Origin of the sequence: Stenotrophomonas maltophilia, from assembly GCF_004920835.1 — a bacterium.
GTDB classification, from domain to species: Bacteria; Pseudomonadota; Gammaproteobacteria; order Xanthomonadales; family Xanthomonadaceae; genus Stenotrophomonas; species Stenotrophomonas maltophilia_AQ.
In genome coordinates, this window is the sequence record NZ_QFHO01000004.1 from 196,326 (window position 1) to 223,314 (window position 26,989).

Consider the following 26,989-nt stretch of genomic DNA (forward strand, 5'->3'; position numbering starts at 1 on the left):
CGCATTGCGCTGGTTCGCGGCCGCTCTGGTAGGTGCCAACCTTGGTTGGCACGAAATCCAAACCGCCGACCAAGGTCGGCCACTACCTACAGCGGTTGTTCTACGACCGGCGTCGGTTGCCCACGCCGGCCCGGGGGCGCCGCACCGCCATCAGACGTAGATCCGCGTTGGCGCCTCATCGACGATTGCGTGCGGCACGAAGCGCGCACTGTCGCGGGTGATCGCGCTGTCGTCCTCGCGGATGCCGATACCGCAGGCGTGGTCGCCGATCACCCAGCTGCCGATCAGCGGGTAACCGCCTTCGAAGCGGGTGAGCGGATGCGCACGCTGAAGGATCGCCGGACCGTCGTACGGACCGTCGCTGCGCTGCGTGCTGCCGTCGGCCAGGTGCATCTCGATGTTCGCGCCTTCGCGCGAGAACAGCGGCTTGCGCACCCAGCCCGAGGCCAGCGTGCTGCCGTCGTCGAAGTGGGCTTCCAGCAGGTTCGGATGGCCCACGTTGCGCTGCCACAGCAGCGGCAGGATGCCCTTGTTGCTCAGTACCGCCTTCCACGCCGGTTCCAGCAGCTGCACGCCCGAGCCCGGCAGCGCGCGACCGAATTCCTCGGCCATCAGGTCTTCCAGCGGGTACAGCTTGAACAGCGTGCCGATCACCGAATCGTCCAGCGCGGTGAAGCGCCCGTCCTCGGACAGGCCGATATCCTCCACGGCGATCGCCTGCCCGTGCAGGCCGGCCTGCGAGGCGCAGTCGCGCAGATAATCGACGGTGCCGCGGTCTTCTTCCGAACTGCCCACGGCGCTGAAATACAGCGGCGGCGGCAGCTGCGTGGCCAGTTCGCCGAAGCGCTCGACCAGCGCCTCATGGATCGCGTTGAACTGGTCGGCATGCTGCGGCAGGCGACCGGCATTGCGCTGGTCTTCCAGCCACTGCCACTGGAAGAAGCTGGCCTCGAACAGCGAGGTCGGCGTGTCGTAGTTCAGTTCGTACAGCTTGGCCGGACCGGTGCCGTCATAGGCCAGGTCCAGGCGCCCGTACAGGTGTGGCTGGCGCTGGCGCCAGCTGTCGGCGATCCAGTCGCGGTAATGCGACGGAATCGACAGCTGGTCCATCAGGCGTTCGCTGCCGATGACATCACCGACCAGGTCCAGCGCCATCTGGTGCAGCTCGGCGCTGGGATCTTCGATGTCCTGCTCGATCTGGCGCAGGGTGAACGCGTAATACGCGCTCTCATCCCAATACGGCTGGCCATCGATGGTGTGGAAGCGGAAACCCGCCTCTTCCGCGCGTGCCCGCCACTGGGCACGCTCGGCAATCCGGATACGCTGCATGGGTCGATCAGCCGCCGTAGCTGCCGCTGGTGCTGCGGCGCGCGCTGGTGTTGCCGAAGCCACCACGGCTGGCAGTGACCGCACGGTTCGGCTCGCTGGTGACCGGGGCCAGGCCCGCCTTGCCTGCGCCGATGCCGCTGGCGGTATTCAGGCCACCGCTGCCGCCCGGTGCCGGACGCGCCCAGCCGGCGCTCTTGTCCTGGTAGGCCGGCGACGCCGCGGGCGCCTGCGGAGCGAGACCACCGCGGTTGCTCAGCATCTGCGACATGAAGAAGCCCATCATCATCGGGCCGATGAACGAGGTGCCGGCCGAGGTGTGCTGCTGCACGCACTGTTCCGGCTTGTAGTCCTTCTCGCAAGCTTCCTTGCTGGCGTACTTCGGCGCGGCATCGGCGGCCTGCTTCTGCGCTTCCGCGAAGGCATTGCGGCACGACGACGGATCGCCGGTGGCCTCGGTGCAGGCCTCGACCGAGGTGTACAGGCCTTCCTGCACCTTCACCTCCGGCTCCTTCTGGCAGGCGGTGAACAGCAGCGGCGCAGCGCTCATCAGCAGCAGCGCGGTGGTGCGGGAACGTTTCATGGCCTCATGCCCTGTCGACGGATCAATGCCCCAATGATGCCAAATCCGGACCAGCAACCGGAATCGGCAAAGTCCGAAAGATGAACGGACTTTCATTTTCGTCGTTCCAATCAGGAATCGGGGTCGGATCCCGTCAGATCGCGGCCAACTGTCAAAGGCGGGGTGGGTCCGGTGGCAGGGGCGTGAGCGCCATGGGCGCGAGGCATGCCTCGGGCGGGTTGGGCAGGACGCTCAACCCCGGTCTTGCCGCGTGCGCAGGGAAGCGCACACGAGCAAGGCGCGACCGAGGCTACATGGACGTACTTGCGCCGTCCCCTGCAACCGGACCCACCCCGCCATCCCACGGATAGCCCAGCTGTTGCTGTTGAGGTTGCCGGCCAGCGGCCGGCACTACCGCGGGTGCCGGGCGCAGCCCGGCCCGACCACCTCCGGTGGTTGCAGCAGCAACCGAAAAAATTGTCCATGATCGGGCGACCCCCACGTCGTACGGCCCGCCCGTTCCGCCAGCCATGCCCGAATACCGTTCCCGTACCTCCACCGCCGGCCGCAACATGGCCGGCGCCCGCGCCCTGTGGCGCGCCACCGGCATGAAGGACGGCGACTTCCACAAGCCGATCATCGCCATCGCCAACTCCTTCACCCAGTTCGTGCCCGGCCACGTACACCTGAAGGACCTCGGCCAGCTGGTCGCGCGCGAGATCGAAAAAGTCGGCGGCGTCGCCAAGGAATTCAACACGATCGCCGTGGACGATGGCATCGCCATGGGTCACGACGGCATGCTGTATTCGCTGCCCAGCCGCGAAATCATCGCCGACTCGGTGGAGTACATGGCCAACGCGCACTGCGCCGATGCGCTGGTGTGCATTTCCAACTGCGACAAGATCACCCCCGGCATGCTGATGGCCGCACTGCGCCTCAACATCCCGGTGGTGTTCGTCTCCGGCGGACCAATGGAAGCGGGCAAGACCAAACTGTCCGAGCACAAGCTGGACCTGGTCGATGCGATGGTGATCGCCGCGGACGAAACCGCCAGCGACGAAAAAGTGGCCGAGTTCGAGCGCAGTGCCTGCCCGACCTGCGGGTCGTGCTCGGGCATGTTCACCGCCAACTCGATGAACTGCCTGACCGAAGCGCTGGGCCTGTCGCTGCCCGGCAACGGCTCCACGCTGGCCACCCACGCCGACCGCGAACAACTGTTCCTGCGCGCCGGCCGCCTGATCGTCGAGCTGTGCCACCGCTGGTATGGCGGCGAAGACCCGACTGCGCTGCCGCGTGGCATCGCCACCCAGGCCGCGTTCGCCAATGCGATGACCCTGGACATCGCCATGGGCGGGTCCACCAATACCATCCTGCACCTGCTGGCCGCCGCGCAGGAAGCGGAAGTGGACTTTGACCTGACCCACATCGATGCACTGTCGCGGCGCGTGCCGCAGCTGTGCAAGGTGGCGCCGAACACGCCCAGGTACCACATGGAAGACGTGCACCGCGCCGGGGGCGTGTACGGCATCCTTGGTGAACTGGCGCGCGGTGGACTGCTGGATACCAGCGTACCGACCGTACATAGCCGCAGCCTGGCCGACGCCATCGCACGCTGGGACGTGGCGGTCAGCAGCGACTCGAACGTGCAGGACTTCTTCCGTGCCGGCCCGGCCGGCATCCCCACCCAGGTGGCCTTCAGCCAGGCCACACGCTGGCCGACGCTGGACGTGGACCGTGCCGAGGGCTGCATCCGCAGCGTCGAGCACGCCTATTCGGCCGAAGGCGGCCTGGCCGTGCTGCGTGGCAATCTGGCGGTGGACGGCTGCGTGGTGAAGACCGCCGGCGTGGACGAATCGATCCACGTGTTCGAAGGCAACGCGCGCGTCTACGAAAGCCAGGACGCGGCCGTGGCCGGCATCCTCGCCGACGAGGTGAAGGCCGGCGACGTGGTGGTCATCCGCTACGAAGGCCCGAAGGGTGGCCCCGGCATGCAGGAAATGCTGTACCCGACCAGCTACCTGAAATCGAAGGGACTGGGCAAGCAGTGCGCACTGCTCACCGATGGGCGTTTCTCCGGCGGTACCTCGGGCCTGTCGATCGGCCACGTGTCGCCGGAAGCCGCCAGCGGCGGCACGATCGGCCTGGTGGAAGATGGCGACCGCATCCGCATCGACATCCCCGCCCGCCGCATCGATCTGCTGCTGGACGAAGCCACGCTGGCCCAGCGCCGCGCCGACGCCGATGCACGCGGCTGGAAACCGCGTGCGCCGCGCCCGCGCAAGGTCACCAGCGCGTTGAAGGCCTACGCCCTGCTCGCGACCAGCGCCGACAAGGGCGCCGTACGCAACACCGCCCTGCTCGGCGACTGATCTGTGTGCGGTAATGCCGGCCGCTGGCCGGCATCTGCACGATGCATCCGCGTACCAATGAGGTTGCCGGCCAGCGGCCGGCACTACCCATCCTGATCCGTTATGGTGTTCCAGGAAGTCACCAACACGGAGGTTGCGATGATGTTGCTTTCCTTTGCGCTGGCCGCTGCCATGGGCACGTCAGCCGAACCGCCCAAAGCCCCGGACTGCAGCTACGACCGCGATGCGATGCTGGCGATGGAACCGGATGCGTTCGATCAGGACATGGAAGGCGGCTGGCGCACGCTGGCCGACCGTGGCTGCCACCGCGAAGCCGCTGACCTTCTCGCCGCCTATGCTGCGTTGCCGAAGGCTGCAGGCAACTCCATGATTCTGTGGCATGAAGGCCAGATGCGTGCGGAGGCGGGCCAGTACCCGCAGGCGGTGGCGCTGATGCAGCGCACCTACAAGCCCACCGACACCGATCCCGGTTACTGGAACGCCTACGTGGACGGCACGATCGCGTTCCTGCAGCGCGATCGTGCGGCGCTGGAGAAAGCGCGTGCAAGGTTGATCGCGATTCCTGCCCCGGCGCAGATTGCCAGGGCGCTGAAGGATGGGCGCTATCACTTCACGACCGCCGGCGGGCAGAAGGTGGATGCGCCGTGGCCGCCGAACCTGGACGTGCTCGATGGCTTCCTGCGCTGCTTTGATCGCGATTACCACAATGCGATGGGCAACCAGTCCTGCCGGAATCCGGAGGGCGGTTGAGCGACAGAGTGCGTGGTGGGATCAGAGCCCTTCCTGCGGAAGGGATCCGACCCTGTGTCAGCCGATCACGCGCTTGAACGGCGGCAGCGCGTCGATGATGCGCTTGCCGTAGCGGCGGGTCAGCAGCCGCGAATCGAGAATGACCACGCGGCCGGTGTCGGTGGAGGTGCGGATCAGTCGGCCGGCGAACTGGGTCAACGTGCGCAGCGCATGCGGAATGGCGATCAGGTTGAACGCGTTAAGCCCGCGCCCCTCGAACCACTCGCTGAGCGTGGCGGTCTGCGGATCGGTCGGCACCGCGAACGGCACCTGGGTGATCACCACCGTGGTGCAGGCTTCGCCGGGCAGGTCGAGGCCTTCGCCGAACGAATTCAGCCCGAACAGCACCGAGCCTTCGCCCGCCGCCACGCGACGCAGGTGCTCGTCGATCAGCCGGGTCTTGGACATCTCGCCCTGCACCAGCACCCGCTTGCGGCGCGCGGCCGACATCAGCCCGGCCACCTTCTCCATCTTCCAGCGCGAGGTGAACAGCACCATCGAGCCCTTGGCCCAGTCCAGTTCGGTGTCGAGGTAACGCGCCACTTCGCGCGGGTGGCCTTCGCGGTCGTCCGGCGTGACCGGGAACTTCGGCACGATCAGCTCGGCCTGGTTGGGCAGGTCGAACGGCGACGACAGCGAGACCATCTCCGCCTCTTCGGGAATGCCGTTGTCGATCGCCAGCGACTGGAAGTCGCCGCCGCCGGTCAACGTCGCCGAGGTCATCACCACCGAGTCCACTTCATCCCACAGCAGTTTGCGCAGCACGTGCGCGGCCGACACCGGCGAGCCGTGCAGCACCAGGTCGCCATCGCGGGTGGCAGTCACCCAGCGCGCCATCGGCGGCGCGCCATCCTTGTCCTCGCGGCGCCACGCCTGCCACAGGTTGTACTGCTGCTCGATCATTTCCAGCGCCATGCCCAGGTTGCGCTGCAGGCGCTCGCGCGCGGCATCGTCCTGCTTGCCCTTGGCCACCTGCGCGGTGGCGGCATGCGCCCAGTTGTAGAGGCTGCGGGTGTCGTCGGCCAGCGCTTCGATCGGCTCGCGCCAGGCCTCGGGCAGGCGGCCGTTGGCGGCGCGCCACATCGGTTCCTCGTCGGCCGGTGCCGGCATCCATACCCGTTCGATGTGGTCGCGGAACGCACGCAGCTGCTTGGCCACGTTGCTGGCGACGTCGATCGCTTCGTTGGGCAGCAGGTTGCCCAGGCGGTCCTTGTCGACCGCGCGGTAGGCACCGGCAATCAGGATCTGCAGGCGGCCTGTGCGCTTGGCCATCTCGTCCAGCGCCAGGCTGGCCGCGCCCTGGTCGATCGCCACGTTGCCGATGTGATGACCTTCGTCCAGCACCAGCAGCATGTCCGACGGCGGTGCGATCAACGGCTGGCCGTTGTCGCTGTCGCCGATCGACAGCGCTGACAGCAGCAGCGCGTGGTTGGTGACCACGATCTGCGCGTCGCGCACCGTGTTGCGCGAACGCAGCACCGCGCATTGCGCCGAATAGGCGCAGCGGCGCCCGGCGCAACCCGAAGCCGGCGTGGTGATGCGACTGCGCAGGCCGGGGCTGATGGTCTCCGGCGCGTTGTCGATGTCGCCATCCCAGCTGCCACCGGTGAAGGCATCGGTCAGGCGCTTGGCGATATCCATCTCGATCGGCGCCAGTGGCCGGTCGAACAAGGGTGCGTCATCCTCGAACATGCCGCCCTGCGAGCCCTCGCCCTGCGCTTCGGCAGCATTGCGCGTGCACAGGTAGCGGGTACGGCCCTTGGCCAGCGCGACAGTCGCTTCCAGGCCGGTGGCCTTGAGGAAATTCGGGATATCGCGCTCGACCAGCTGCGACTGCAGCGCCACGGTGCCGGTGCTGATCACCAGCTTCTTCTTGCTGGCCAGCGCGATCGGTACGCCTGCGGTGAGGTAGCCCAGGCTCTTGCCGACGCCGGTGGGCGCTTCGACCACGCCGACGCCACCGCTTTTCGACAGCGCACGCGACACCACGCCGATCATCTGGCTCTGCGAGCGGCGGGTGGAGAAGCCGGGCGTATTGGCCTGCAGCGTCGTGTACGCCTTGCGGATCGCGTCCTTCAAGGGGTCATCGAGCGTGCGCGGAGCGGCGACGGTTTCGGTCACGCCGGGAAGTACCGTGGCTGGATCGGGCCGGTCATTGTCGCATGGCCGGCCACGTTCACCGCCGCTGGCACCCTGAACGGGCCAGCGACGACGCCAGGCGGCGGTCACGGTCCGATGGCCGGACCGCTCAAGGGCCAGATACGCCGGGCATGGCCCGGCGCGACCGGTCAGGCCGCCGGGATCGGGCGGGTACGCAGCAGGCGCACCAGCGCCCATACCAGCAGCACCACGCCGATGGCCTCGACCATCGCCAGCGCGAAGTGCAGCACGCCAAGGATGGCACTCATGCCCGAGATGGCGTCGAAGTTGCCGCTCTTGATCAACCACATCGGCAGGATGCCGGCGGCCATGCCGCCGAGGCTGGACAGCAGCAACAGCACCAGACCGACCAGGGCACCTGTGCGGGTGGCATCGCGTGGTGCGCCGACCACCCAGACCAGGCCCACGCACAGTGCGATCAGCACCGGCAGGCGCACGCCCACGATGCTCAGCACCGTCACCATCAGGGTCGTGTTGTCCATCGATCAGTCCTCGCCGGCAAGCACGGCGGCACCCTGCCGCAACGTCTGGTAGACCTCGTCGGTCTGCGGGCGCACACCGTGCCACTGCAGGAAGCTCTCGGCGGCCTGCTCGACCAGCATGCCCAGGCCGTCCACGGTATTGCGGCAGTTCGCTGCGCGCGCCCAGGCCAGGAAGGCGATGGCGGCCTCGCCGTAGTTCAGGTCGACGGCGGTGGTCATCGAGTTGACCAGCGACAGTGGCAGCTTGAACTCAACGTCGCGGTCGCGGCCGGCCGAGGTGGCGTTGACGATCAGCTCGAAGTCGCCCAGCTCGCGCAGGTCTTCCCAGTAGCGGCTGATCGCGCGGCCCGGCTCGCCCATGGCGTCGATCAGTTCATCGGCGCGTTCCGGCGTGCGGTTGACCACCACCAGTTCGGTGATTCCAGCATCGAGGAAGGCCGGAGCGACGCTGCGCGCGGAGCCACCGGCACCGATCAGCAGCATGCGGCGGCCACGCAGGTCCAGGCCGTGGCGGTCGGTCAGGTCGCGCACCAGGCCGATGCCATCGGTGGTGTCACCATGCCAGCGGTCGCCCTTGCGCAGCAGCGTGTTGACCGAGCCGGCGCGGCGCGCGCGCGCGGTCAACGTGGTGCACACCGAGAACGCGGCTTCCTTGTGCGGCGAGGTGACGTTGGCGCCGACACCACCGTCGGCGGCGAAGGCTTCCAGGCCGGCCAGAAACGCATCCGGGGCCAGGTCGATCGCGCGGTAATCCACCGCGATGCCTTCCTGGCGACCGAACGTGGCATGGATCTGCGGCGACTTCGAGTGGGCAACGGGGTGTCCGAAGACGGCGTAACGGTCGGTCATGGAATCCTCAAGCTGGCTAGACTGGTGCTCTTTCGTGCACGGACCCGGATGATGCGCATCACCCCGCCCCTGCTGGTGCTTGCCGCCAGTCTACTCTCTGCCCCCGTGGCGATGGCGTTGAACGAGTACGGCATCGAAGGCATGGGCGTGGTCTCGACCCGCGCCGACGAGGGCCGCGCCACGATCAGCGCCGATGGCCAGCGCATCGTCTTCGCCCGCCGTGGCGAGGCCGGTTGGGGCCTGTGGGAGGCGCGCGTGGTCGACGGCCGCTGGCAGCAGGCGCAGGCCTTGCCGGTAGGCGTGGCCGGTGAGGCCCGTGATCCCTACTTCAGCCGTGACGGCCGCTGGCTGCTGTTCGCGGCCGGCCGCGAGGGCAAGCTGGCGCTGTACCGGGCCGCGCTGGCTGCCGATGGCCGGCTGGGCAGCGCGCAGGCCCTGGCCGGTGATGGCGGGCGCCGGGAAGAACGCGGGCCGGCCCTGAGCGCGGATGGCCAGCGGCTGTTGTTTGCTCGGCAGCAGGGCGGTAGCGCGGGCTGGGACCTGTTCGTGACCACGTTGGATGCCCAGGGCAGGCGTGGCCCTGCAACGGCGTTGACCGCGTTGAACAGCGCCGATGACGAGACCGATGGCGACTGGCTGGGCCATGACGGCGCAGTGGTGTTCAGCCGCGGCAGCGGCAGCACCGCGCAGGTGTGGAGCAGCGGCTGTGCGTGGACCGGTGCGGCGCTGCAGCCATTGGGGCTGTCGTTCAACCAGGCCGGCGGCTGGACCGGCGCGCCGGTGATCGACAACGCCAAGCCCGGCGAGATGATGGTCGCCAGCAGTGCGGCGAAGGCACCGCGTGCCGGTGGCGTGGACGTATACCGGTTGGCCGTGCCGAAGGTGGCGGCGGTGGCCGGGTGCATGCCGTAGATCCACGCAACGGATGGATGATCGTTTGGTAGATGCCAACCTTGGTTGGCATGCGGGAAAGCGCCAACCAAGGTTGGCGGCTACCAGAACGTGAGGGTCAGCGCGACAGCACCTTGGCGCGCTGCTGCTCGTATTCCAGCTCGCTCAGCTGGCCGTTGTCCTTGCGCTGGTTCAGCGCGGCCAGCTCGGCCTGCACGCTGTCCGGCAGGGCCTGCTCACGGGCCACGTGACGGGCGGCGGAGAGCTGCTCCGGCGGGCGCTTGCCGGCCCGCCAGGCGGCGATGAAGACACCGACGATGATGGCGCCGAACACCAGCGTACCGATGCCCCAGATCAGCCATTGCATCCATCCCAGTTCGGGTCCCATCGCGTAGTCCTCTGTCTATCGTGGCGCTATTGTCAGCGCTCGCGCAGCCATCGCGCCACCTGCGGCGCGAAATAGGTCAGCACGCCGTCGGCACCGGCCCGCTTGAAGCCCAGCAGCGACTCCAGCACGCAGGCGCGCTCGTCCAACCAGCCATTGGCGAAGGCGGCCTTCATCATCGCGTACTCGCCGCTCACCTGGTAGGCGAAGGTCGGTACGCCGAACGTCTCCTTCACCCGGCGCACCAGGTCCAGGTACGGCATGCCCGGCTTGACCATCACCATGTCGGCGCCCTCTTCCAGGTCCAGCGCAATCTCGCGCAGCGCCTCGTCGCCGTTGGCCGGGTCCATCTGGTAGGTCTTCTTGTCGGCCTTGCCGAGGCTGGCCGCGCTGCCCACCGCATCGCGGAACGGACCGTAGAACGCCGAGGCGTACTTGGCCGAGTAGGCCATGATGCGCACGTTGATGTGGTTGTCGGCATCCAGCGCACGACGGATCGCGCCGATGCGGCCGTCCATCATGTCCGACGGCGAGACGATGTCGACACCGGCTTCGGCGTGCGATACCGACTGCTTGACCAGCGCCTCGACGGTGATGTCGTTCAGCACATAGCCCTTGTCGTCGATGATGCCGTCCTGGCCGTGCGTGGTGTACGGGTCCAGCGCCACGTCGGTCATCACCCCCAGCTCCGGGAAGCGTGACTTCAGCGCGCGGATCGCACGCTGTGCCAGGCCGTCCTCGGCCCACGCCGCCGACGCGTCCAGCGACTTCAGCGACGGGTCGATCACCGGGAACAGGTCGATCACCGGGATGCCCAGCTCCAGCGCCTCTTCGGCCACCTTCAGCAGCTCTTCGATCGACAGCCGCTCCACGCCCGGCATCGACGGTACTGCGGTGCGGCCGGCCAGTTCGTGCACGAACACCGGGTAGATCAGGTCGTCGGTAGTCAGCGTGTTCTCACGCATCAGGCGGCGCGAGAACTCGTCGTGACGCATGCGGCGCGGGCGGTAAAGCGGGTGGGACATGGCAGGCTCCGAGGAGTGGCTATTGCAACAGGTAACCCTGCGGCAGCAGGGGTTCAGGCAAGGGGCGTTCGCCGAGCGCGTCGAGCTGGTCGATCTCGATCGTGCGCACCAGCGCGTCCAGCGGCAGGTCGTTCGGCTCCAGGCCGAACGGGTCTTCCATTTCTTCGCCCAGCTGGTCCAGGCCGAAGAAGGCATAGGCCAGCACCGCCGACAGCACCGGCGTGCCCCAGCCCAGCGAACTTGCCAGGCCGAACGGCAGCAGCACGCAGAACATCCATGCACAGCGGTGCAGCAGCAGGGTGTAGGCAAACGGCAGCGGTGTGGTGAGAATGCGCTCGCAGCCGGCCTGGATCGACGACATCGCGTGCAGGCGTTCTTCCAGCTGGGTGTAGAGGATCGGGTCCAGCTCACCGCTGCGCAGTGCCTGCGCCAGTTCGGCGGCGATCATTGACAACAGCGCGTCGGGCACGTTCTCGCGCTGGCCCAGCTGTTCGCGCTGGCGCTTGTCCAGCCATGGCAAGGCCACCAGGGCGACGATACGCCCGCGCAGGCGACCGGCCAGGGCATGGGCGAAGGCGGTGGTGAGGTAGGCGATGCGGCGACGACGGCCGGTGTCATCGGCCAGCAGCAGGTTTACCTGGCGGGCCAGCGATCGCGATTCGTAGACCAGCTGGCCCCACAGCTTGCGGCCTTCCCACCAGCGCTCGTAGCAGGCGCTGTTGCGGAAGCTGAGGAAGATCGACAGCACCAGGCCGAGCAGGGTGAACGGCGTGACCGAGACGCGCTCGATGCCGGTCGGCGGTGCCAGTTCCACCACTGCGGCCACGGCGATGGACAGGATCAGGATGGCCAGCACCTTCGGCGCGATCGCTTTTACGATCGAGCCGCGCAGGATGTACAGCAGTTGCCAGCCGTGGGGACGGGGTCGGATGATCATGGGGCAGCCGCGCCGGGCGCGGATTCACAGGCACGCGGGGGGCTCGCGCAGCCATTCATTGTACGCCCCTGCCCGGCCACGGGCCGTGCGCCTGCGACGCCCTGTCGCACCCCGGCCCGGGATCAGATCACGCCGCCGCCCAGGCCCAGGCGCAGGATGCCAACCACCACCACGATGCCGTTCAGCACCAGCCCGGCCCAGGCCCGCCCACGCTTGGTCGGATGGGTGAACAGGATGCCCAGCGCGGCGATCACCGCACCGACGGCGGCGAACGGGATCAGGAACCAGTTGCCCCAGCCCAGCAGCGGAATCAGCGCCAGGATCATCCACAACAGCGCCAGTACGCCCCACAACAGACTGATTACACCCATTCCGCTCTCCCGCAGTTGGTTCCTGCCCCAACCATAGACGTTCCCGCTGCCGCCGCCTACTGCCATTGGCGGGGCTGTCACCCGCGCCGTGCTAGCGTACTGCCGTGCGTGCCCTGGCCCGGGTGTTGGCGCCGATTCAGAGTGGCCCGCCGATGATCGCAACCAGTCCTACAGGGGTCGTGCCATGAACATCCGTTGGGCCGCGTTGGCGGCCATCCTGCTGGTCGCCGCGGGCTGTGCCAGCACCTCCAAGGTGATGCTGGGCCGCGCCCGCGCACCGATCGATCCGGCACTGGTGCAGATCTATTCGACGCCGCCAGCCGGCTCGCAGGAAATCGCCCAGCTGGAATCAGCGTCTGCGGTGGGCTTCGGCACCCAGGGCCAGACCGATGCCGCCGTGGCCCGCCTGAAGCGAGAGGCCGCGGCGCTGGGCGCCAATGGCGTGGTGCTGGTGGGCGTGGGCAGCAGTGGCTCGCCGGTGGGCATGTCCGTCGGCGCCGGTTCGTTTGGCTCGCATGTCGGTGGCGGGGTAGGCATTGGTATTCCGACCACGCAGAAGCGCGCCGCCGGCGTCGCGATCTGGGTGCCGAATCCGGCACCGCCCGCGCGGTTGCCGACACAGGTGATCACACCGCAACCGCAGCGGTGACCCTCTCGGGTCACCGCCGGTAGTGCCGGCCGCTGGCCGGCAACCTCAGGAATGCTTCCTGCGCCAAGGGAATGCCGGCCAGCGGCCGGCACTACCTGATGGGATGGGGTAATGCCGGCCAGCGGCCGGCACTACCGGGCAACGTTCAGCGCTTGTACTTCGGCACGAACACCTTGTTCACCGCATCGGCCAGCTGGTCCGGCGGCAGCAGGCCCTGGTCGAGCAGGAAGTTGTTGAACGCCAGGCGGTCGAACTTCGCGCCCAGTGCCAGCTCGGTCTGCATGCGCAGTTCCAGGATGCGGGTGTAGCCGTAGAAGTAGCTTCCGGCCTGGCCCGGCATGCGCACCATGTAGCGGTCCAGTTCCTGGGTGGCCATCGCCTTGGACAGGCCAACCTGCTCCATCAGCACGCGCTCGCCATTGGCACGATCGGTCAGGCCAAGGTTGAGCATCGGGTCGAGCATCGCGCGCGCGGCACGCAGCAGGCGGAACTGCAGGGCGATCATCTGACCGTCCAGCGGCTCGTACGGCACCATCTCGGCTTCGGCGTACAACGCCCAGCCTTCCACGTTCACCGAATTGAACGCGAACATGGTGCGCGCCAGCGAAATGCCGCGCTCGACCATCGCGGTGAACTGCAGTTCGTGGCCGGGACGCCCTTCATGCGCGCTCAGCGTCCACGCCGCCGCGCCGAAGTTGAAGTCGTCGTACTGCGCACCCGGACCGGCGGCCGGATTGCCCAGCGGCAGCACGAAGGTGCCCTGCTGCCCGGTGTTGTTGACCAGCGGCGCCGGCAGGAAGTGCGGCGCCGGGCTGGCGGCGCTCTCGGCGGCCGAACCCAGGCGCATCTGCATGGCACGCTTGGGCACGTCGACGATGGCGTGCTCGCGGATCAGCGGATCGATCGCGTCGATCACCTTGCGGTAGTGGCCTTCCAGATGATCGTCGGCGATCTTGTCAGCCTTCAGCGCACGGATCACCGCCACCGGGTCGCTCGGGTCGGCTACCTTCAGGCCCTTGTCCTTCACCACCAGCGGCGCCAGCTGCTGCATCGCCGAGCGGGTTTCCATGAATTCCAACTGCGCGCGCTGCATCAGCAGCTTCGGGTCGATGTCGATGCCGACCTGCTTGAGCTGGTACGCGTACAACGGTGCCGGCAGGCGTGCATCAGTGCGCGCCTTCGGCAGCACGGTCGAGCGCGTCCAGCTGGCGTAGTCCTTCATCTGCCCGGCCAGGGCCTTCATCGCTTCATCGGCACCGGCGATCTGGTACTTCTTCAGCAGCGACTCGATGCCGGTGATGTAGGTCTCGACGTTGTCCAGCGACTGCTGCACTTCGATCTTCGTCGGCTGCAGCAGGCTGCTGTCCTTCAATCGCTCTTCATAGCGCTGGCGCGCCAGCGTGGTGAACGCGGTGCCACCCGGCTGCAGGCCGGCATAGGCCTTGAGGCGCTCGATCGCCTTGGCCCGGCGCTCGGCCGGCACCTGATCGGACAGCAGCAGGTTGAGGCCGCTGAACACCGTCTGCGGCGCATCGCTCCACGGCAGCAGGTACTTCTCGTTGAGCTCGCTGCCTTCGATGTTCTGGTTGGCGGCGTGGATCATGATCTCCAGGTCCTGGCGGACATTGGGATCCTTCTCGGTGGCCAGCTTCGCCTTCAGTTCGTCGCGTGCCTTGGCCATGGCGGCGCGGTAGCGCGCATCATTGTCCGGGCCTAGGTCGGCCACCTTGTCGTCATAACCGGGAACGCCGAAGAAGCCGGTTTCCTCTGGCTGGAACGGGCCCTGCGCATCGAGCAGGATCTGCGCCAGCGCATTGCTGCGGGCGACCCAGGCCGGGCTGGCCGGAGTGGCGGCCTTGGCGGCGGGTGCCGCCAGCGCCGGTGGCGCGGACAGCAGCGGGGCGGCAGTCAGGGCCAGGGCAACGGCCAGCGCAATCGGCTTCATGGGACACTCCAGCAAAGGGTTGCCCGCAAGTTACGCGCTCAGGGCGGCGGCGACAATCGGCTGGAGGTCACGGCGCGGCTTATGGGTAGAGTCGACTGTCAGTCGACTATCGCGCGCAGCGCGGGGTTTTCAGGCGTCTTGTGGAGAGCAGTCGACCAACAGCCGACTCTACATGGTCGCCCTTACCCGGTCGCGTGACCGAAGGTCACAACGCGGCAGTGAGTGGGCAGTCGCCACGCTCGCGGCAGGCCTGCAGTTCGCACTCCTGTGCGGCCTCGTCATCATCCAGCGCGGTCAGGTCGAAGGTCTGCTTGTCCTCGCCCAGCACGTACATCACCGGGTAATCCCAGACTTCATCACTGCGGGTGCCCTTCACGAACAGGCGACCATGCGCGTGCGGGCCTTCCAGGGCCACGGTCAGGCCGACATCGCGCTGGCCGTTGATCGCGGTCTGCATGCTGCCCAGCGGCATCGATTCGGTGCGCAGCGGCTCGCCGAAGGCTTCCACCAGTTCGATGCTGCAACCGGCGCGGCGCAGTGCTTCGCGCATCGGTGGGCTCTCGCGTGCCGCCTCGCTCCAGCGCAGCACGCTCCAGGCCACCACACCGCCTACGCCGCCCAGCACCAGCACGACCATCAACGGCATCGCCCAGCGCCAGTGACGGCACCACCAACCGGTGGAGGTCTGTCCAGGGGTGGGAATCGGCGGTGGCAGGGTCATGACGGGCTCCTTCCCGGCTGGTGATCAGGGTTTCAGGCAACGTCCCAGGAAGGCTTCGGCGACGCGGTAGCGATGCAGCGCATCGGCACCGGACAGGCCATGCTTGGCACCCGGATAGGTCATCAGTTCGAACGGCTGTGCACGCTTCTGCAGCGCACTCATCAGGCTGGTCGAGTTGGTGAACAGCACGTTGTCATCTGCCATGCCGTGGATCAGCAGCAGCGGCGAGCGCAGGCCGTCGATATGGGTCAGCACGCGCGCTTCGCGGTAACCCGCTTCGTTGCGCGCCGGCAGATCCATGTAGCGTTCGGTGTAGTGGCTGTCGTACAGGCCCCAGTCGGTCACCGGCGCACCGGCCACGCCACAGGCGTACTGGTTCGAGGCCTTGGCCAGCAGCATCAGGGTCATGTAACCGCCGTTGGACCAGCCCTGCACGCCGATGCGCGCCGGGTCCACCCATGGCTGCTGCTTCAGCCAGGCCACGCCACGCAGCTGGTCGGTCACTTCCACCGTACCCTGCTTGCCGTACAGCGCGCCACCGAAGTCGCGACCACGGCGCGGGGTGCCACGGTTGTCCAGCGAGAACACCACGTAGCCCTGCTGGGCCAGGTACTGGTTGAACAGGTGATCACCACGGCCGGGCCAGCTGTCGGTCACGGTCTGGCTGGCCGGGCCGCCATACACGTATACCGCCACCGGGTAGCGCTTGGATGGATCGAAGCCGGCTGGCTTGATCAGGCTGTAGTTGAGCGGGGTCTTGCCGTCGGCAGCCATCAACGTGCCGAACTCGATCGGGCGCTGCGCATCGCGGTAACGCGCATACGGATGCTTGGGATCGGCCAGGTCGTTCTCGAGCAGGGTGGCGATCTTCTCGCCGTTGGCGCGGAACAGCTCGATCTGCGGCGGCGTGGTGCTGTTGGACCAGCTGTCGACATAGACGCTGGCGTTGCGGGCGAAGCTGGCGCTGTGCATGCCCGGTGCCCTGGACAGGCGCTGCGGCTCGCCGCCCTGCAGCGACACCGCGTAGATCTGGCTTTCGCGCGAGGTCTCGATGCCGGCACGGAAGTAGGCCTTGCCGGCATTCTCATCAACCGCCAGCAGTTCGTCTACCGGCCAGTTGCCGTGGGTCAGCGCGGTGGCCTTGCCCTTGCTGTCGATGCGGTACAGGTGCTGGAAACCGGTGCGCTCGGACGACCACAGCACGCTCCCGTCGTCGAGGAAACGCAGGCTGTTGTGCAGCGGCACCCAGGTCGGGCTGGTTTCGTGGGCAAGCACGCGCTGGTGGTTGGACTCGAGTGCCACTTCCACCAGGTCCAGCTGCCTCTGGTCGCGCGACTGGCGTTGGAAGCTCAGGTGCTGCGCATCGCGCCAATCGACGCGGGCCAGGTAGATGTCCTGTTCCTTGCCCAGGTCGACCCAGCGCGGCTGCGCATCGGCGGCCGGCGCGATCACGCCCAGCTGCACGCGCACGTTGGCGTCGCCGGCGGCCGGGTAGCGCTGCTCGATCACATCGGTGCGGTCGGCATAGACCTCGTAGCGCTTCTGCACCGGCACCGGCGATTCATCGATGCGGGCAAAGGCAATCGCCGAATCATCCGGCGCCCACCAGTAACCGGTGTGGCGGTCCATCTCCTCGTCAGCGACGAACTCGGCGACGCCGTTGCCGATGATGGCGCTGCCATCACGGGTCAGCTGCAGCTGCTTGCCGCTGGCCAGATCGATCACCCACAGGTTGCGGCCACGAATGAAGCTGACGAAACCTCCCTTGGGCGACAGCTTGGCGTCGGTGGCGAAGCCCTCGCCATGGGTCAGCTGGCGTACTGCAGCCTGGCCCTGCTGCTTGAGGTCGTACAGGTACAGCTCGCCGCCCAGCGGGAACAGCAGGCGCTGCGCGTCCGGCGACCACTGGTAATCGACGATGCCGGTCATCGCGGCGATGCGCTGGCGCTCGCGGCGGGCCTTTTCCTCATCGCTGAGGGTCTCGGTGCCGGGCAGCACCACCTTCGAATCCACCAGCAGGCGGGTCTGGCCGCTGCTGATGTCGTAGGTCCACAGGTCCAGTTGGTTGCGGTCGCTGTCCTTGCCGCGCAGGAAGCTGACCTGCGAACCGTCGGGAGCGACCTTCGGCTTCATCAGGGTCGGGCCGGACAACGGCAACGGGCCGGTGATGGCTTCCAGGGTCAGCTTTTCAGCATGGGCGGCAGTACTGGTGGCGAGCATGAGGGCGAGCGAAGCGAACAGGTGGCGCATGGAGGATCCCGGCAAACGGCAGGTCCGCCCCCGGTGGGTGCGGGGCGGTCGTCCCCCATCCTAACCAAGCCCGTGCGGGAAGGCAGCATGACCTTCTGCCCATGCCGCGGTGCTGGGGTCAGAGCCCTTTGCGCTGCAAAGGGATCCGCCCCCGCGGCGGGTCAGCGCTGGCCGAACAGATGCTTGCGCTCTTCGTCGCTCAGCGGCTTGCCCGCGTTCGGGTTCACCTGCTCACGCAGGGCATAGGCGCGCTGGGTGGCCGGACGCGCAGCAATCGTTTCATGCCAGCGCTTCAGGTTCGGGAACGCGGCGAAATCCACCGGCAGCTTGTCGTAGGCACCGATCCACGGGTAGCTGGCCATGTCGGCAATGGTGTAGTCATCGCCGGCCAGGAAGGCGTGCTGGGCCAGGCGCTTGTCCATCACCCCGTGCAGGCGGCGTACTTCGTTGTCGTAGCGCTCGATCGCGTAGGGGATCTTTTCCGGCGCGTACACATTGAAGTGGCCCATTTGGCCGCTCATCGGGCCCAGGCCGGCCATCTGCCAGAACAGCCACTCCAGGGTGGTGACGCGGCCGCGCGGGTCGCTGGGCAGGAACTGACCGGTCTTCTCGGCCAGATACAGCAGGATCGCGCCGGACTCGAACACGCTCTGCGGGGCGCCGCCGTCGGCCGGGGCATGGTCGACGATGGCCGGCATCTTGTTGTTGGGCGAGATGGCCAGGAACTCCGGCTTGAACTGGTCGCCCGAGCCGATGTTGACCGGGTGGATGCGGTACTCCAGGCCGGCTTCTTCCAGCAGCAGGGTCACTTTGTGGCCGTTCGGGGTGGGCCAGTAATACAGGTCGATCATGGCGGCGGCTCGGGGTGCGGAAAGGAACCTGAAGTCTAGTGCGTGAGTTGGGTTGGCACCGTCACGGCAGGTCGGTAACCTCGCCACTCCCCCGCAACGCAGCATCCTCCGCATGAGTGCAAACCGCCCGCCGCTCTCCCCGCTGTCCACGCTGATCTTCGCCTCGCGCTGGCTGCAGCTGCCGCTGTACCTGGGCCTGATCGTGGCGCAGTGCGTCTACGTGTTCCTGTTCGGCAAGGAACTGTGGCACCTGATCTCGCATTCGGCCTCGATGGGTGAACAGCAGATCATGCTGATCGTGCTGGGCCTGATCGACGTGGTGATGATCTCCAACCTGCTGGTGATGGTGATCGTCGGCGGCTACGAGACCTTCGTCTCGCGCCTGCGCCTGGAAGGCCATCCGGACCAGCCGGAATGGCTGAGCCACGTCAATGCCAGCGTGCTGAAGGTGAAGCTGGCGATGGCGATCATCGGCATCTCCTCGATCCACCTGTTGAAGACCTTCATCGCCAGTGGTGCACTGGGTGGCATTCCGCTGTGCACCCCGGAGCAGATGAGCGTGGCCGCGGCCAACATCGGTGTCGCCCGCTGCTCGATGCTGACCCAGGAAGGCGTGCTGTGGCAGACCATCATCCACTGCGTGTTCATCCTGTCGGCGATCGGCATCGCCTGGACCGACAAGCTGATGTCCAACAGCCACAGCAAGGCGCACGACAAGGCGCACGACCACTGATGTAGCGACCACCAGCGGCGCATTGCCGCTGCCCTGTTCCGGCCATCGCCCTTGTACGCGGCGGTGGCCGGGATGCTAGATTGCTCCCTCGCCGTTGCCGGCGGTGGCGTCGGGAAACGTCACCCTGCCGCGCCCGGACCGCTGGTCCCGGCCATGCATATCAATGATTTACGTCACGTCGTCTTCTAGAGGGGAGCAGGATGTCGCACGTCTCAACGATCACCGCCGCGCGCCGGTGGCTGCCGGTTGCCCTGGCACTGGCGCTGGCCGCCTGCTCGGGCAAGGAAGAAACCCCGGCACCCGCACCCGCCACTACGCCCGCCGCGGCTGCATCAACAGCACCGGTGGTCGCCGCCAAGGTGCAGTCGATGGGCACCGAACAGCTGCGCGAATCGGCCAGCCAGGCGCTGCGTGAGAACCGCATGTATGCGCCGGCCGGCGACAACGCCATCGAGTACTACCTGGCGCTGCGCGACAAGACGCCGGACGACGCTTCGGTGAAGAGCGCGCTGACCGATCTGCTGCCCTACACCCTGATCGCCGCCGAGCAGCACCTGGGCCGTGAGGACTACCCCGAGGCGCAGCGCCTGGTAGCGCTGATCGAAAAGGTGGACGCCTCCGCCCCCGCCCTGCCGCGCCTGAAGGAAGGCCTGGCCAAGGGCGTGGAGAACGCGGCCAAGCGCACCGAGACCGAAGCTGAAAAGGCGAAGAAGGACGCCGAAGACCGGACCAAGCAGCAGGCCGAACAGCAGCGCCTGACCGAGCAGCGCGCCAAGGAGGCCGATGCGGCCAAGCAGATCGCCGCGCAACAGGACGCCGCGCGCCGCGACAGCGAGCGTCAGGAAGCCGAGCGCCAGGCCACCGCCCGCCGCGAGGCCGAGCAGAAGCAGCAGCAGGCGGCCGCCCAGCAGGCCAGTGCCGCACGCCAGGCCACGGCAGCGGCGGCACCGAGCCTGCGCCCGGTCAGTACGCCGGCACCGCGCTATCCGGCCGAGGCACTGCGCGCCGGTACCTCCGGCGAAGTGCTGGTGGAAATCACCGTCGGCACCGACGGATCAGTGATCAATGCCCGCGTGCTGCGCGCAACGCCGTCGCGCGTCTTCGACCGGGAAGCGATGAACGCAGTGAAGCGTTGGCGTTTCGAACCGGTCAGCGCACCGGTCACCACCCGCCGCACGCTGGTGTTCGCACCGGGCGGCTGAGCGGGTAACGCCGGGCCACGCCCGGCGGCAGTTGTTGCCCACAGGGCCCGGAGCGTTCCGGGCCTTGTCCGTTTCAGCAGACGCTGTCGATCAGGCGTTGCAGCGCCGGATCACGCGCAGCCAGCACCTGGAACAGGCCCAGTGCGTGCAGGCCCGGCAACAGTGCGCGCAGGTCGGCCTCGGCAGTGGTGCGGAGGGTAGGATCACTGGCCGGGTCCTGCCAGTCGCGGACGCTGGCAAGAAAGGCGCCAACACTGCCCTTGCGCACAGTGAGGCCGTTCACCTGCACGTCGTTCTGGTGATCGGGGAGGATGTCCTGTGGCTGCATGGTGTCGGTGCTCCATTGAGGGGAGCCCAGTGTCAGGCTTGCCGTTCGACTGTTCTGCCGTATAACTGCCACACGATATGGCAGAACAGACATCCTCCGCATTGATTGACCCGGCGCTGGCCGATGCCGCCGGCGGCCCGGTGTTGCTGGGGGCGCAGCTGCGCCTTCCGGGTCCGCGCCGCACGGCACGCCACCAGCACGCCCGCGGGCAGCTGCTGGGTGCACATCAGGGCCTGCTGCGGATCGAGGTCGGCGACCTGCACTGGCTGCTGCCGGCGGGTCATGTCGCCTGGATACCACCTTCACTGCCCCACGCACTGGCCAGCACCAGTGCGTTCGACGGCTGGAGCCTGTACTTCAGCGCGCAGGCCTGCACCGACCTGCCTGCAGCCCCTCGCATCTTCCAGCCCGTGCCGCTGCTGCAGACCGCGGTGATCCGGGCGTTGCAGTGGCCGCATGTTCCGCTGGATGCCACACAGGTGCGACTGGCCGGGGTGATCGCCGATGAGATCGCCGCCAGCTCGCCATTGCCGCTGGCCCTGCCGCAACCGCGCGACCGTCGCCTGCGCCGGATCGCTGCCGCACTTGCACGTTCACCGAACGACCTTCGCAGCGTCGAGGACTGGGCGGCCGCGATTGGACTGTCCAGCCGCAGCCTGGCGCGCCATTGGCTGGCCGAGACCCACATGACGCTGAGCCAATGGCGGCAACGCCTGCGGGTGCTGCTGGCACTGCCACGCCTGCTGGCGGGAGAACCGGTGATCAGCGTCGCGCTGTCGATGGGCTACGACACACCCAGTGCCTTCATCACCGTGTTCAAGCGCGAGATGGGGGTGACGCCTTCGCGGTATGCCGGCGGATGACGCATTCAACGCTCCCGCTGTCTGTACTCGCGACCTAAGCTGTTTTCCAAATTCAGGAGGAGAACAGATGAAGTACGACGACGCCAGCTGGCATTCCGGGGGTGACTTCCCTTCGGATCTTCCGGCCGAAGCCAGCGCCACCCACATCGGCATGTACCTGGCATGGCTGCTGTCACAGGGCATGGCAAGCGAAGAGCTCGCCGAGGACGCAGAAGAAGACCTGCAGGCGCTGCGGGAACGTAGTACGACGCCCGGCCTGTTCCTGCTTCGATGCAGCGACGGCAAATTCGTCGATGACCTGATCAGTGATGAAGCCAACACGTTCACTGCTGTGTATTACGACCTCGAGAATGGCCAGTATCTCGAAGACTATGAGGAACAGCTGGGGGCCGACGTCCTTTCGCTGTACCACGTCGCTGATACCTGGGAGAACTTTGATCGATTGGCACCGGTGATCGCCCAACGCTTCGCCGCTTGGCAGGCAACGCAATCCTGAAAACAACGAGGCCCGGAATGACCGGGCCTCGTTCCAAATCCGCCGGGCATGGCCCGGCGCTACCAGTGGCGGTCAGCCCGAGATGGCCAGACGCTCGTTGTGGTAGCGACGCACGGCAGCGAACCACAGCACCGCGGCCAGGCCAAGGCTGGCGCCCAGGTAGATCGCCCACACCGCCGGCGTGATCGTCTCGTGGCGGATCACCTTCAGCAGCATCTGGTTCTGCGACAGGAACGGCACGGCGTACTGCCACAGCTCGCTCTTCAGCGGGTACGCCACCAGTGCGTAACCGGGCATCATCGGCAGCAGCATCAGCCAGGTCATGTGGCTCTGCGCTTCCTTCATGCTCTTGGCCGCCGCCGACAGGAAGGTCAGCAGCGAGGTACCGATCATCAGCATCGGCAGCATCACCAGCAGCATCTGCAGCATCGAAGCGACGTTCATGTTGAACTGGCGGCCGATGTTGCCGGGCGCGATCTGTGCGCTCACCTTGAACGCCACCAGGGTCAGCAGCAGTGACACAAAGCCGACCACGCAGGCAGCCGCGATCTTGCCGCTGACGATCGCGCTGCGCGAGCCGGGCGTGGCCAGCAGCGGTTCCAGTGACTGCCGCTCGCGCTCGCCGGCGGTGGCATCCATCACCAGATAGGCGCCGCCGATGAACGAGGTCAGCGTGAGCAGCACCGGCAGCAGCATCGAGAGGATCATGCCGCGCTTGGCCTCGGCACTGGCCAGGTCCTGGCGTGCCACATCCAGCGGCCGCGCCACCTGCGCGTCAACGCCACGCGCCATCAACCGCAGCGCACCGACCTGGCCGTTGTAGGTGGCCAGCGCCGCTTCCAGCCGCGCACTGGGTACCTCAGCAGCACGGCGGGTACTGTCCTTGATCACTTCCACCAGCGCCGGCTTGCCGTCGGCCCAGTCCTTGCCGAAGTCATCGCTGATGCGCAGCGCCACGTCGATGTCCTGGCTGCGGATGGCCTCGGCCAGGTCCTTCGGCGCCGGTGCGGTATTGAGCCCCTGTGCGGCGAGGAAGCGCACCAGGTTCGGTGCATTCTCCGCACCGATGGTTGGAATCTGCAGCGGCTGTTCGATCTGGGTGCGTACCCGGCTCTCGGCCAGCTTGCCCATGCCCAGCAGCAGCACCGGGTACAGCAGCGGCCCGAACAGCAGGGTCAGCAGCAGCGTGCGGCGATCACGGGAAAGATCGCGCAGTTCCTTGCGCATTACCGTCATCAGGGTCGACATCATGCTCATGCGTGCAGGCCCTCTTCGCTGCCGATCAGTTTCACGAACGCGTCTTCCAGGTTGGGTTCGCCGGCCTGCGCGCGCAGTTCATCGGCGCTGCCGTCCGCCATCACCGTGCCCTTGGCGATGATCACGATGTGGTCACACAGTGCGCCCACCTCCTGCATGATGTGGCTGGACAGGATCACGCAACGGCCCTCTTCGCGCAGGCCCAGCAGGAAACGGCGCAGCGCGCGCGTGGTCATCACGTCCAGGCCGTTGGTGGGTTCATCAAGAATGACGTTGCGCGGGTCGTGCACCAGCGCGCGGGCGATCGCGGTCTTGGTGCGCTGGCCCTGCGAGAAGCCATCGGTCTGGCGATCGAGGATGTCACCCATGTCCAAGGCATGCGACAGCACTTCGATGCGTTCGCGGATGCGCTCGGCCGACAGGCCATGCAGCTCGCCGAAGTAGGCGATGTTCTCGCGCGCGGTCAGGCGCTTGTAGACACCGCGCGCATCGGGCAGGACGCCAAGGTGGCGGCGTACTTCCACCGGATTGCGCGCCGCGTCGATGCCATCGACGCTGATGCTGCCCTGATCCGGAGTCATCAGTGTGTACAGCATGCGCATGGTGGTGGTCTTGCCGGCACCATTGGGGCCGAGCAGGCCGGTGATGCGGCCATCCTCGGCACGGAAGCCGACGTTGGCGACCGCCTGGATGCGCCCGGTACGGGTGTCGAAAGCCTTGTGCAGGTTGTCGGCGACGATCATGGTTCCCATCCGTTGAACGAGGTGAACGCCGGCACGTAGCTCAGCGTGTCCAGGCAGCCGGCATCCAGCGCCTTGGCATCGGTCTTGTCGATGAACTGGCCGAGCAGGCGCGGCATGCAGCCGGCACTCAGCGTGCCGTGGCCCTGGCCACGAGCGACCAGTGCACGGCCATTCGGCAGGCCCTTGAGTACCTGCTCGGCGTAGCGCGGGGGTGTCACCGGATCCAGTTCACCGGACAGCAGCAGCGCGGGTACCTCGCTGCGCAGCGGCACGGCATTGGCGGCTGGCGCCGGCTGGTGCGGCCATACCGGGCACGCGGCGAAGAACGCGCTGGCCACCTCGTTGCCGAACAGTCGCTCCGGGTCCTCGGCAGGCGCCCTGTAGCGCGGCGCATCCTCGCTGCAGATCACCGACCACTGCATGCCGCGGTTGATCTGGAAATCCATGCTGCGGTTCGCACCACGCGCGAGCGAGGCCAGGGGCGCGTAGCGTCCCTGCGCGGCCTCATCGAGCACCAGCGGCAACAGCGAGGCGTACTGCGGAACGTAGGAGAAAGCGAAGGCCAGACCCACCACGCTGTCCGGATTCAGCACATCCTTGCGGGTCTGATAGGTGCCAGGATCGCGGTACTCGACCGAAACCGGGGCACGGCGCAGTGTCTCGACCACGCTGCGCAGCTGCGCGCGGGTGTCGGTCGGGAAGCGCTTGCTGCAGGCGGCATCCTTGCGGCACTGCGCCGACTGCAGGGCGATCGCATCCTCGAACGTTGTGGCGAAGTCGCCACCCACCACCAGTTCATTGGGCACTACGCCATCGATGACGATGCTGCGGGTGTGCTGCGGGTAAGCGCCGGCATAGCGCTGGGCCACGCGGGTCCCGTAGGAGCCGCCAACCAGGTTGATCCGGTCCACGCCCAAGGCCTGGCGCACGGCGTCCAGGTCGGCGATGGCCTCGGTGGTGGTGTAGAAGCGTGCATCGGCACGCCCCTGCAGCGAGGCCGCGCAGCGCTGTGCGTAGTCGCGCAGCGACGCCTCTGTGGGGGCGGCGTCCTCGTCCATCTGCAGTTCCTTGCCGTCCGTGCCGTGGCAGCTGAGCGGATTGGAGCCGCCGGTGCCGCGCTGGTCGATCAGGAACACGTCACGCTGTTTGCGCACCTGGCGCAGCGCGGTATCGACGATGACGGCCACTTCGCTGGCCGCCTGGCCGGGGCCACCGGCCAGGAAGAACACCGGGTCGGGCTGGCTGGAGCCGCTGCTGCCCGATTCCAGCCAGGCGATGCGCAGGCCGATGCGTCGGCCATCGGGCTGTGCACGGTTCTCCGGCACCTGCAGGGTGGCGCACTGCGCCTCGACGTTGGCGCTGGCACCTTCGGTGGACAGCGTACAGGGCTGGAAATCGATCGTGCCGAAGCGGCGGCTTGGTGCGTCGCTGGCGCCTTCGGCGCCGGGTGACGGTAACTGGCTGCAACCGGCAAGCATCAGGCTGGCCAACGCTGCGGCCAACGCGAGGTGGTGTCTTTGCATCGTGCTCGTTTCCCCTGGAGGACGTTCCTGGCAACCACGACGGGCTGCCGCGGAAGATGTGACTCAACTTACACGGGCACGGCGTCGTCGGCGATGGGCAAGGCCGAAATCGTCGCCGGAACGGCGCAGACCAGGCGATCGCGGCCCTCGGCTTTGGCCCGGTACAACGCGGCGTCAGCCGCTGCCAGCAGCGTCGACAGATCACCTTGGCCCTCGTCCATGGCCAGGCCGATGCTGGCGGTGACCGTCACCGGCCCACCGGCCAGCAATGCAGGGTACTGCTGCAGGTGGGTGCGGATCAGCGCTGCCAACGCCACTGCGTCGCTCGACGTACCGTCGGCCAGGACCAGCACGAATTCCTCGCCCCCATAGCGACCCAACAGGTGTGTCCGCCCCTGCGTGCTGTGCTGCAGCACCGAAGCAAAGTGACGTAGTACCTGGTCACCGGCCAGGTGGCCCCAGCGATCATTGATCCGTTTGAAGTGGTCGACGTCGACCAGCAGCAGGGCCAGCGGCCGTTGCTGCCGGCGCATCAGCTGCAGCTGTGCCTGGCCGTCGGCCAGCAGCGCGCTACGGTTGAGCAGGCGGGTCAGGCCATCAGTGCGTGCCGCATGCCGCAGATCGACCAACATGCGCTCGACCAGCAGCAGCACCATCGCGAAACAGCGCGCCAGTTCCAGCATCACGCCGGCGATGTAGGTAACGAACATCGGCGAGCCGGTACGCATGATGTCCTCGCCGGCATCGGGTGCCACCGGCAGGAACAAGCGCACGGCGTACAGCGCAGCCTCGGCCAGGAACACCGCCGCCGCGAGCCGGCAGCTGGTGCGCTGCTGCGCCGGTGCATGTCGCAGCAGCAGCCATGCGATCCAGCCATCGACGATCAGCGCGAATACACTGAACACCTGCAGGCGCAGGTGCAGGTTCGGCCAGAGCACCAGGAAGGCGAAGATGCCTGCCATGAACGCGGCCGCGATCAGCAGCGGCCGCCACAACGGCAACGGCTGCTCCAGGTGCAGTGCCACGCCGCGCAGCATCATCAGGCCACAACCGGCCATCGCCGCATTGCCGGCCAGCACGGCCGGGGCCAGCGGCAGGTACGGCCGCAAGGCCAGCAGGGTCACGCCCACGGTCAGCAGCCACAGGCTGATGGTCCACTGGCGCAGCACCGGTTGCCCGCGCAGCACGACCAGCAGCAACGAGAACCCCACCGCAATGCCGATGCAGAGCAGGAAGCCAAGCACGGTGATGGTGGGGAAATCCAGGGACATGCGGCGCTCGT

Annotated in this window: 26 protein-coding genes; 8 read left to right on the forward strand and 18 right to left on the reverse strand. The window is 67.4% G+C overall.

Going from position 1 to position 26,989, the window contains the following annotated elements:
• Positions 1-150: 150 nt before the first annotated feature.
• Both DI041_RS05265 and DI041_RS05270 read right to left on the reverse strand, forming a co-directional pair.
• Positions 151-1,329 carry a glutathionylspermidine synthase family protein gene (locus tag DI041_RS05265; protein WP_136639207.1) on the reverse strand — a complete coding sequence of 393 codons (1,179 nt, stop codon included), beginning with the start codon at positions 1,327-1,329 and terminating at the stop codon, positions 151-153.
• Positions 1,330-1,336: 7 nt separating this feature from the next.
• Positions 1,337-1,909, reverse strand: a complete 573-nt coding sequence (locus DI041_RS05270) for a DUF1190 domain-containing protein (RefSeq protein WP_014038869.1) — start codon at positions 1,907-1,909, stop codon at positions 1,337-1,339.
• Positions 1,910-2,418: 509 nt separating this feature from the next.
• Between DI041_RS05270 and ilvD the strand changes: the two genes are divergently transcribed.
• Together ilvD and DI041_RS05285 are read left to right on the forward strand one after the other, a co-directional pair.
• The gene (ilvD, locus tag DI041_RS05280) at positions 2,419-4,257 is read left to right on the forward strand and encodes a dihydroxy-acid dehydratase (RefSeq protein WP_136639209.1); all 1,839 of its coding nucleotides are present in this window, start codon (positions 2,419-2,421) and stop codon (positions 4,255-4,257) included.
• A 138-nt stretch (positions 4,258-4,395) separates the two neighbouring features.
• The gene (locus DI041_RS05285) at positions 4,396-5,007 is read left to right on the forward strand and encodes a hypothetical protein (RefSeq protein ID WP_136639210.1); all 612 of its coding nucleotides are present in this window, start codon (positions 4,396-4,398) and stop codon (positions 5,005-5,007) included.
• Between the two features lie 57 nt (positions 5,008-5,064).
• Here the strand turns inward: DI041_RS05285 and dinG are convergent, their stop codons facing one another.
• The 3 genes from dinG to aroE form a co-directional block, all read right to left on the reverse strand.
• A complete protein-coding gene (gene dinG / locus DI041_RS05290) occupies positions 5,065-7,167 on the reverse strand; it encodes an ATP-dependent DNA helicase DinG (RefSeq protein ID WP_136639211.1) in 2,103 nt (700 codons plus the stop codon).
• Positions 7,168-7,334: 167 nt separating this feature from the next.
• Complete coding sequence (locus tag DI041_RS05295) at positions 7,335-7,688, reverse strand: hypothetical protein (protein ID WP_136639212.1); 354 nt, start codon at positions 7,686-7,688, stop codon at positions 7,335-7,337.
• Positions 7,689-7,691: 3 nt separating this feature from the next.
• Entirely contained in the window at positions 7,692-8,537 is an 846-nt protein-coding gene (gene aroE, locus DI041_RS05300; protein WP_006400656.1) for a shikimate dehydrogenase, read from the reverse strand.
• Between the two features lie 48 nt (positions 8,538-8,585).
• On the opposite strand from aroE, the gene DI041_RS05305 reads away from it, so the two are divergent.
• The gene (locus DI041_RS05305; RefSeq protein ID WP_136639213.1) at positions 8,586-9,449 is read left to right on the forward strand and encodes a TolB-like translocation protein; all 864 of its coding nucleotides are present in this window, start codon (positions 8,586-8,588) and stop codon (positions 9,447-9,449) included.
• 97 nt (positions 9,450-9,546) lie between these two features.
• On the opposite strand, the gene DI041_RS05310 is transcribed toward DI041_RS05305, so the two are convergent.
• The 4 genes from DI041_RS05310 to DI041_RS05325 all read right to left on the reverse strand — a co-directional run bounded on the left by DI041_RS05310 (position 9,547) and on the right by DI041_RS05325 (position 12,146).
• Positions 9,547-9,816, reverse strand: a complete 270-nt coding sequence (locus DI041_RS05310) for a hypothetical protein (RefSeq protein WP_049461678.1) — start codon at positions 9,814-9,816, stop codon at positions 9,547-9,549.
• Positions 9,817-9,848: 32 nt separating this feature from the next.
• Positions 9,849-10,838, reverse strand: a complete 990-nt coding sequence (gene hemB / locus DI041_RS05315; RefSeq protein WP_006400669.1) for a porphobilinogen synthase — start codon at positions 10,836-10,838, stop codon at positions 9,849-9,851.
• 19 nt (positions 10,839-10,857) lie between these two features.
• Entirely contained in the window at positions 10,858-11,775 is a 918-nt protein-coding gene (locus DI041_RS05320) for a bestrophin family protein (RefSeq protein WP_012512425.1), read from the reverse strand.
• 122 nt (positions 11,776-11,897) lie between these two features.
• A complete protein-coding gene (locus DI041_RS05325; protein WP_005420185.1) occupies positions 11,898-12,146 on the reverse strand; it encodes a hypothetical protein in 249 nt (82 codons plus the stop codon).
• 184 nt (positions 12,147-12,330) lie between these two features.
• Between DI041_RS05325 and DI041_RS05330 the strand changes: the two genes are divergently transcribed.
• Positions 12,331-12,795 carry a hypothetical protein gene (locus tag DI041_RS05330; protein WP_136639214.1) on the forward strand — a complete coding sequence of 155 codons (465 nt, stop codon included), beginning with the start codon at positions 12,331-12,333 and terminating at the stop codon, positions 12,793-12,795.
• Positions 12,796-12,940: 145 nt separating this feature from the next.
• On the opposite strand, the gene DI041_RS05335 is transcribed toward DI041_RS05330, so the two are convergent.
• From DI041_RS05335 to DI041_RS05350, 4 genes are all read right to left on the reverse strand, one after another.
• A complete protein-coding gene (locus DI041_RS05335) occupies positions 12,941-14,740 on the reverse strand; it encodes a DUF885 domain-containing protein (protein WP_136639215.1) in 1,800 nt (599 codons plus the stop codon).
• Positions 14,741-14,945: 205 nt separating this feature from the next.
• Entirely contained in the window at positions 14,946-15,461 is a 516-nt protein-coding gene (locus DI041_RS05340; protein ID WP_136639216.1) for a cytochrome c oxidase assembly factor Coa1 family protein, read from the reverse strand.
• A 24-nt stretch (positions 15,462-15,485) separates the two neighbouring features.
• Positions 15,486-17,711: a S9 family peptidase gene (locus DI041_RS05345; protein WP_136639217.1), complete on the reverse strand. Its 2,226-nt coding sequence runs from the start codon at positions 17,709-17,711 to the stop codon at positions 15,486-15,488.
• A gap of 161 nt (positions 17,712-17,872) precedes the next feature.
• On the reverse strand, positions 17,873-18,562 hold the full coding sequence (locus DI041_RS05350) for a glutathione binding-like protein (protein WP_136639218.1): 690 nt from the start codon (positions 18,560-18,562) through the stop codon (positions 17,873-17,875).
• Positions 18,563-18,674: 112 nt separating this feature from the next.
• Here DI041_RS05350 and DI041_RS05355 point away from each other — a divergent pair, with 112 nt between their 5' ends.
• The gene (locus tag DI041_RS05355; protein WP_136639219.1) at positions 18,675-19,295 is read left to right on the forward strand and encodes a TIGR00645 family protein; all 621 of its coding nucleotides are present in this window, start codon (positions 18,675-18,677) and stop codon (positions 19,293-19,295) included.
• 200 nt (positions 19,296-19,495) lie between these two features.
• Positions 19,496-20,497: an energy transducer TonB gene (locus tag DI041_RS05360; protein ID WP_136639220.1), complete on the forward strand. Its 1,002-nt coding sequence runs from the start codon at positions 19,496-19,498 to the stop codon at positions 20,495-20,497.
• 73 nt (positions 20,498-20,570) lie between these two features.
• On the opposite strand, the gene DI041_RS05365 is transcribed toward DI041_RS05360, so the two are convergent.
• On the reverse strand, positions 20,571-20,825 hold the full coding sequence (locus DI041_RS05365) for a hypothetical protein (protein ID WP_012512430.1): 255 nt from the start codon (positions 20,823-20,825) through the stop codon (positions 20,571-20,573).
• A 77-nt stretch (positions 20,826-20,902) separates the two neighbouring features.
• Here DI041_RS05365 and DI041_RS05370 point away from each other — a divergent pair, with 77 nt between their 5' ends.
• Both DI041_RS05370 and DI041_RS05375 read left to right on the forward strand, forming a co-directional pair.
• A complete protein-coding gene (locus DI041_RS05370; RefSeq protein ID WP_136639221.1) occupies positions 20,903-21,688 on the forward strand; it encodes an AraC family transcriptional regulator in 786 nt (261 codons plus the stop codon).
• A 67-nt stretch (positions 21,689-21,755) separates the two neighbouring features.
• The gene (locus tag DI041_RS05375) at positions 21,756-22,184 is read left to right on the forward strand and encodes a DUF7832 domain-containing protein (RefSeq protein ID WP_136639222.1); all 429 of its coding nucleotides are present in this window, start codon (positions 21,756-21,758) and stop codon (positions 22,182-22,184) included.
• Between the two features lie 72 nt (positions 22,185-22,256).
• On the opposite strand, the gene DI041_RS05380 is transcribed toward DI041_RS05375, so the two are convergent.
• From DI041_RS05380 to DI041_RS05395, 4 genes are all read right to left on the reverse strand, one after another.
• Complete coding sequence (locus tag DI041_RS05380) at positions 22,257-23,441, reverse strand: ABC transporter permease (RefSeq protein WP_136639223.1); 1,185 nt, start codon at positions 23,439-23,441, stop codon at positions 22,257-22,259.
• Positions 23,438-24,184, reverse strand: coding sequence for an ABC transporter ATP-binding protein (locus tag DI041_RS05385; RefSeq protein WP_136639224.1), 747 nt, complete (start codon positions 24,182-24,184; stop codon positions 23,438-23,440). The genes DI041_RS05380 and DI041_RS05385 overlap by 4 nt, the downstream gene beginning before the upstream one ends.
• On the reverse strand, positions 24,181-25,707 hold the full coding sequence (locus tag DI041_RS05390; protein ID WP_136639225.1) for an alpha/beta fold hydrolase: 1,527 nt from the start codon (positions 25,705-25,707) through the stop codon (positions 24,181-24,183). The genes DI041_RS05385 and DI041_RS05390 overlap by 4 nt, the downstream gene beginning before the upstream one ends.
• Positions 25,708-25,775: 68 nt before the next feature.
• Entirely contained in the window at positions 25,776-26,978 is a 1,203-nt protein-coding gene (locus DI041_RS05395) for a GGDEF domain-containing protein (RefSeq protein ID WP_136639226.1), read from the reverse strand.
• Positions 26,979-26,989: the final 11 nt, after the last annotated feature.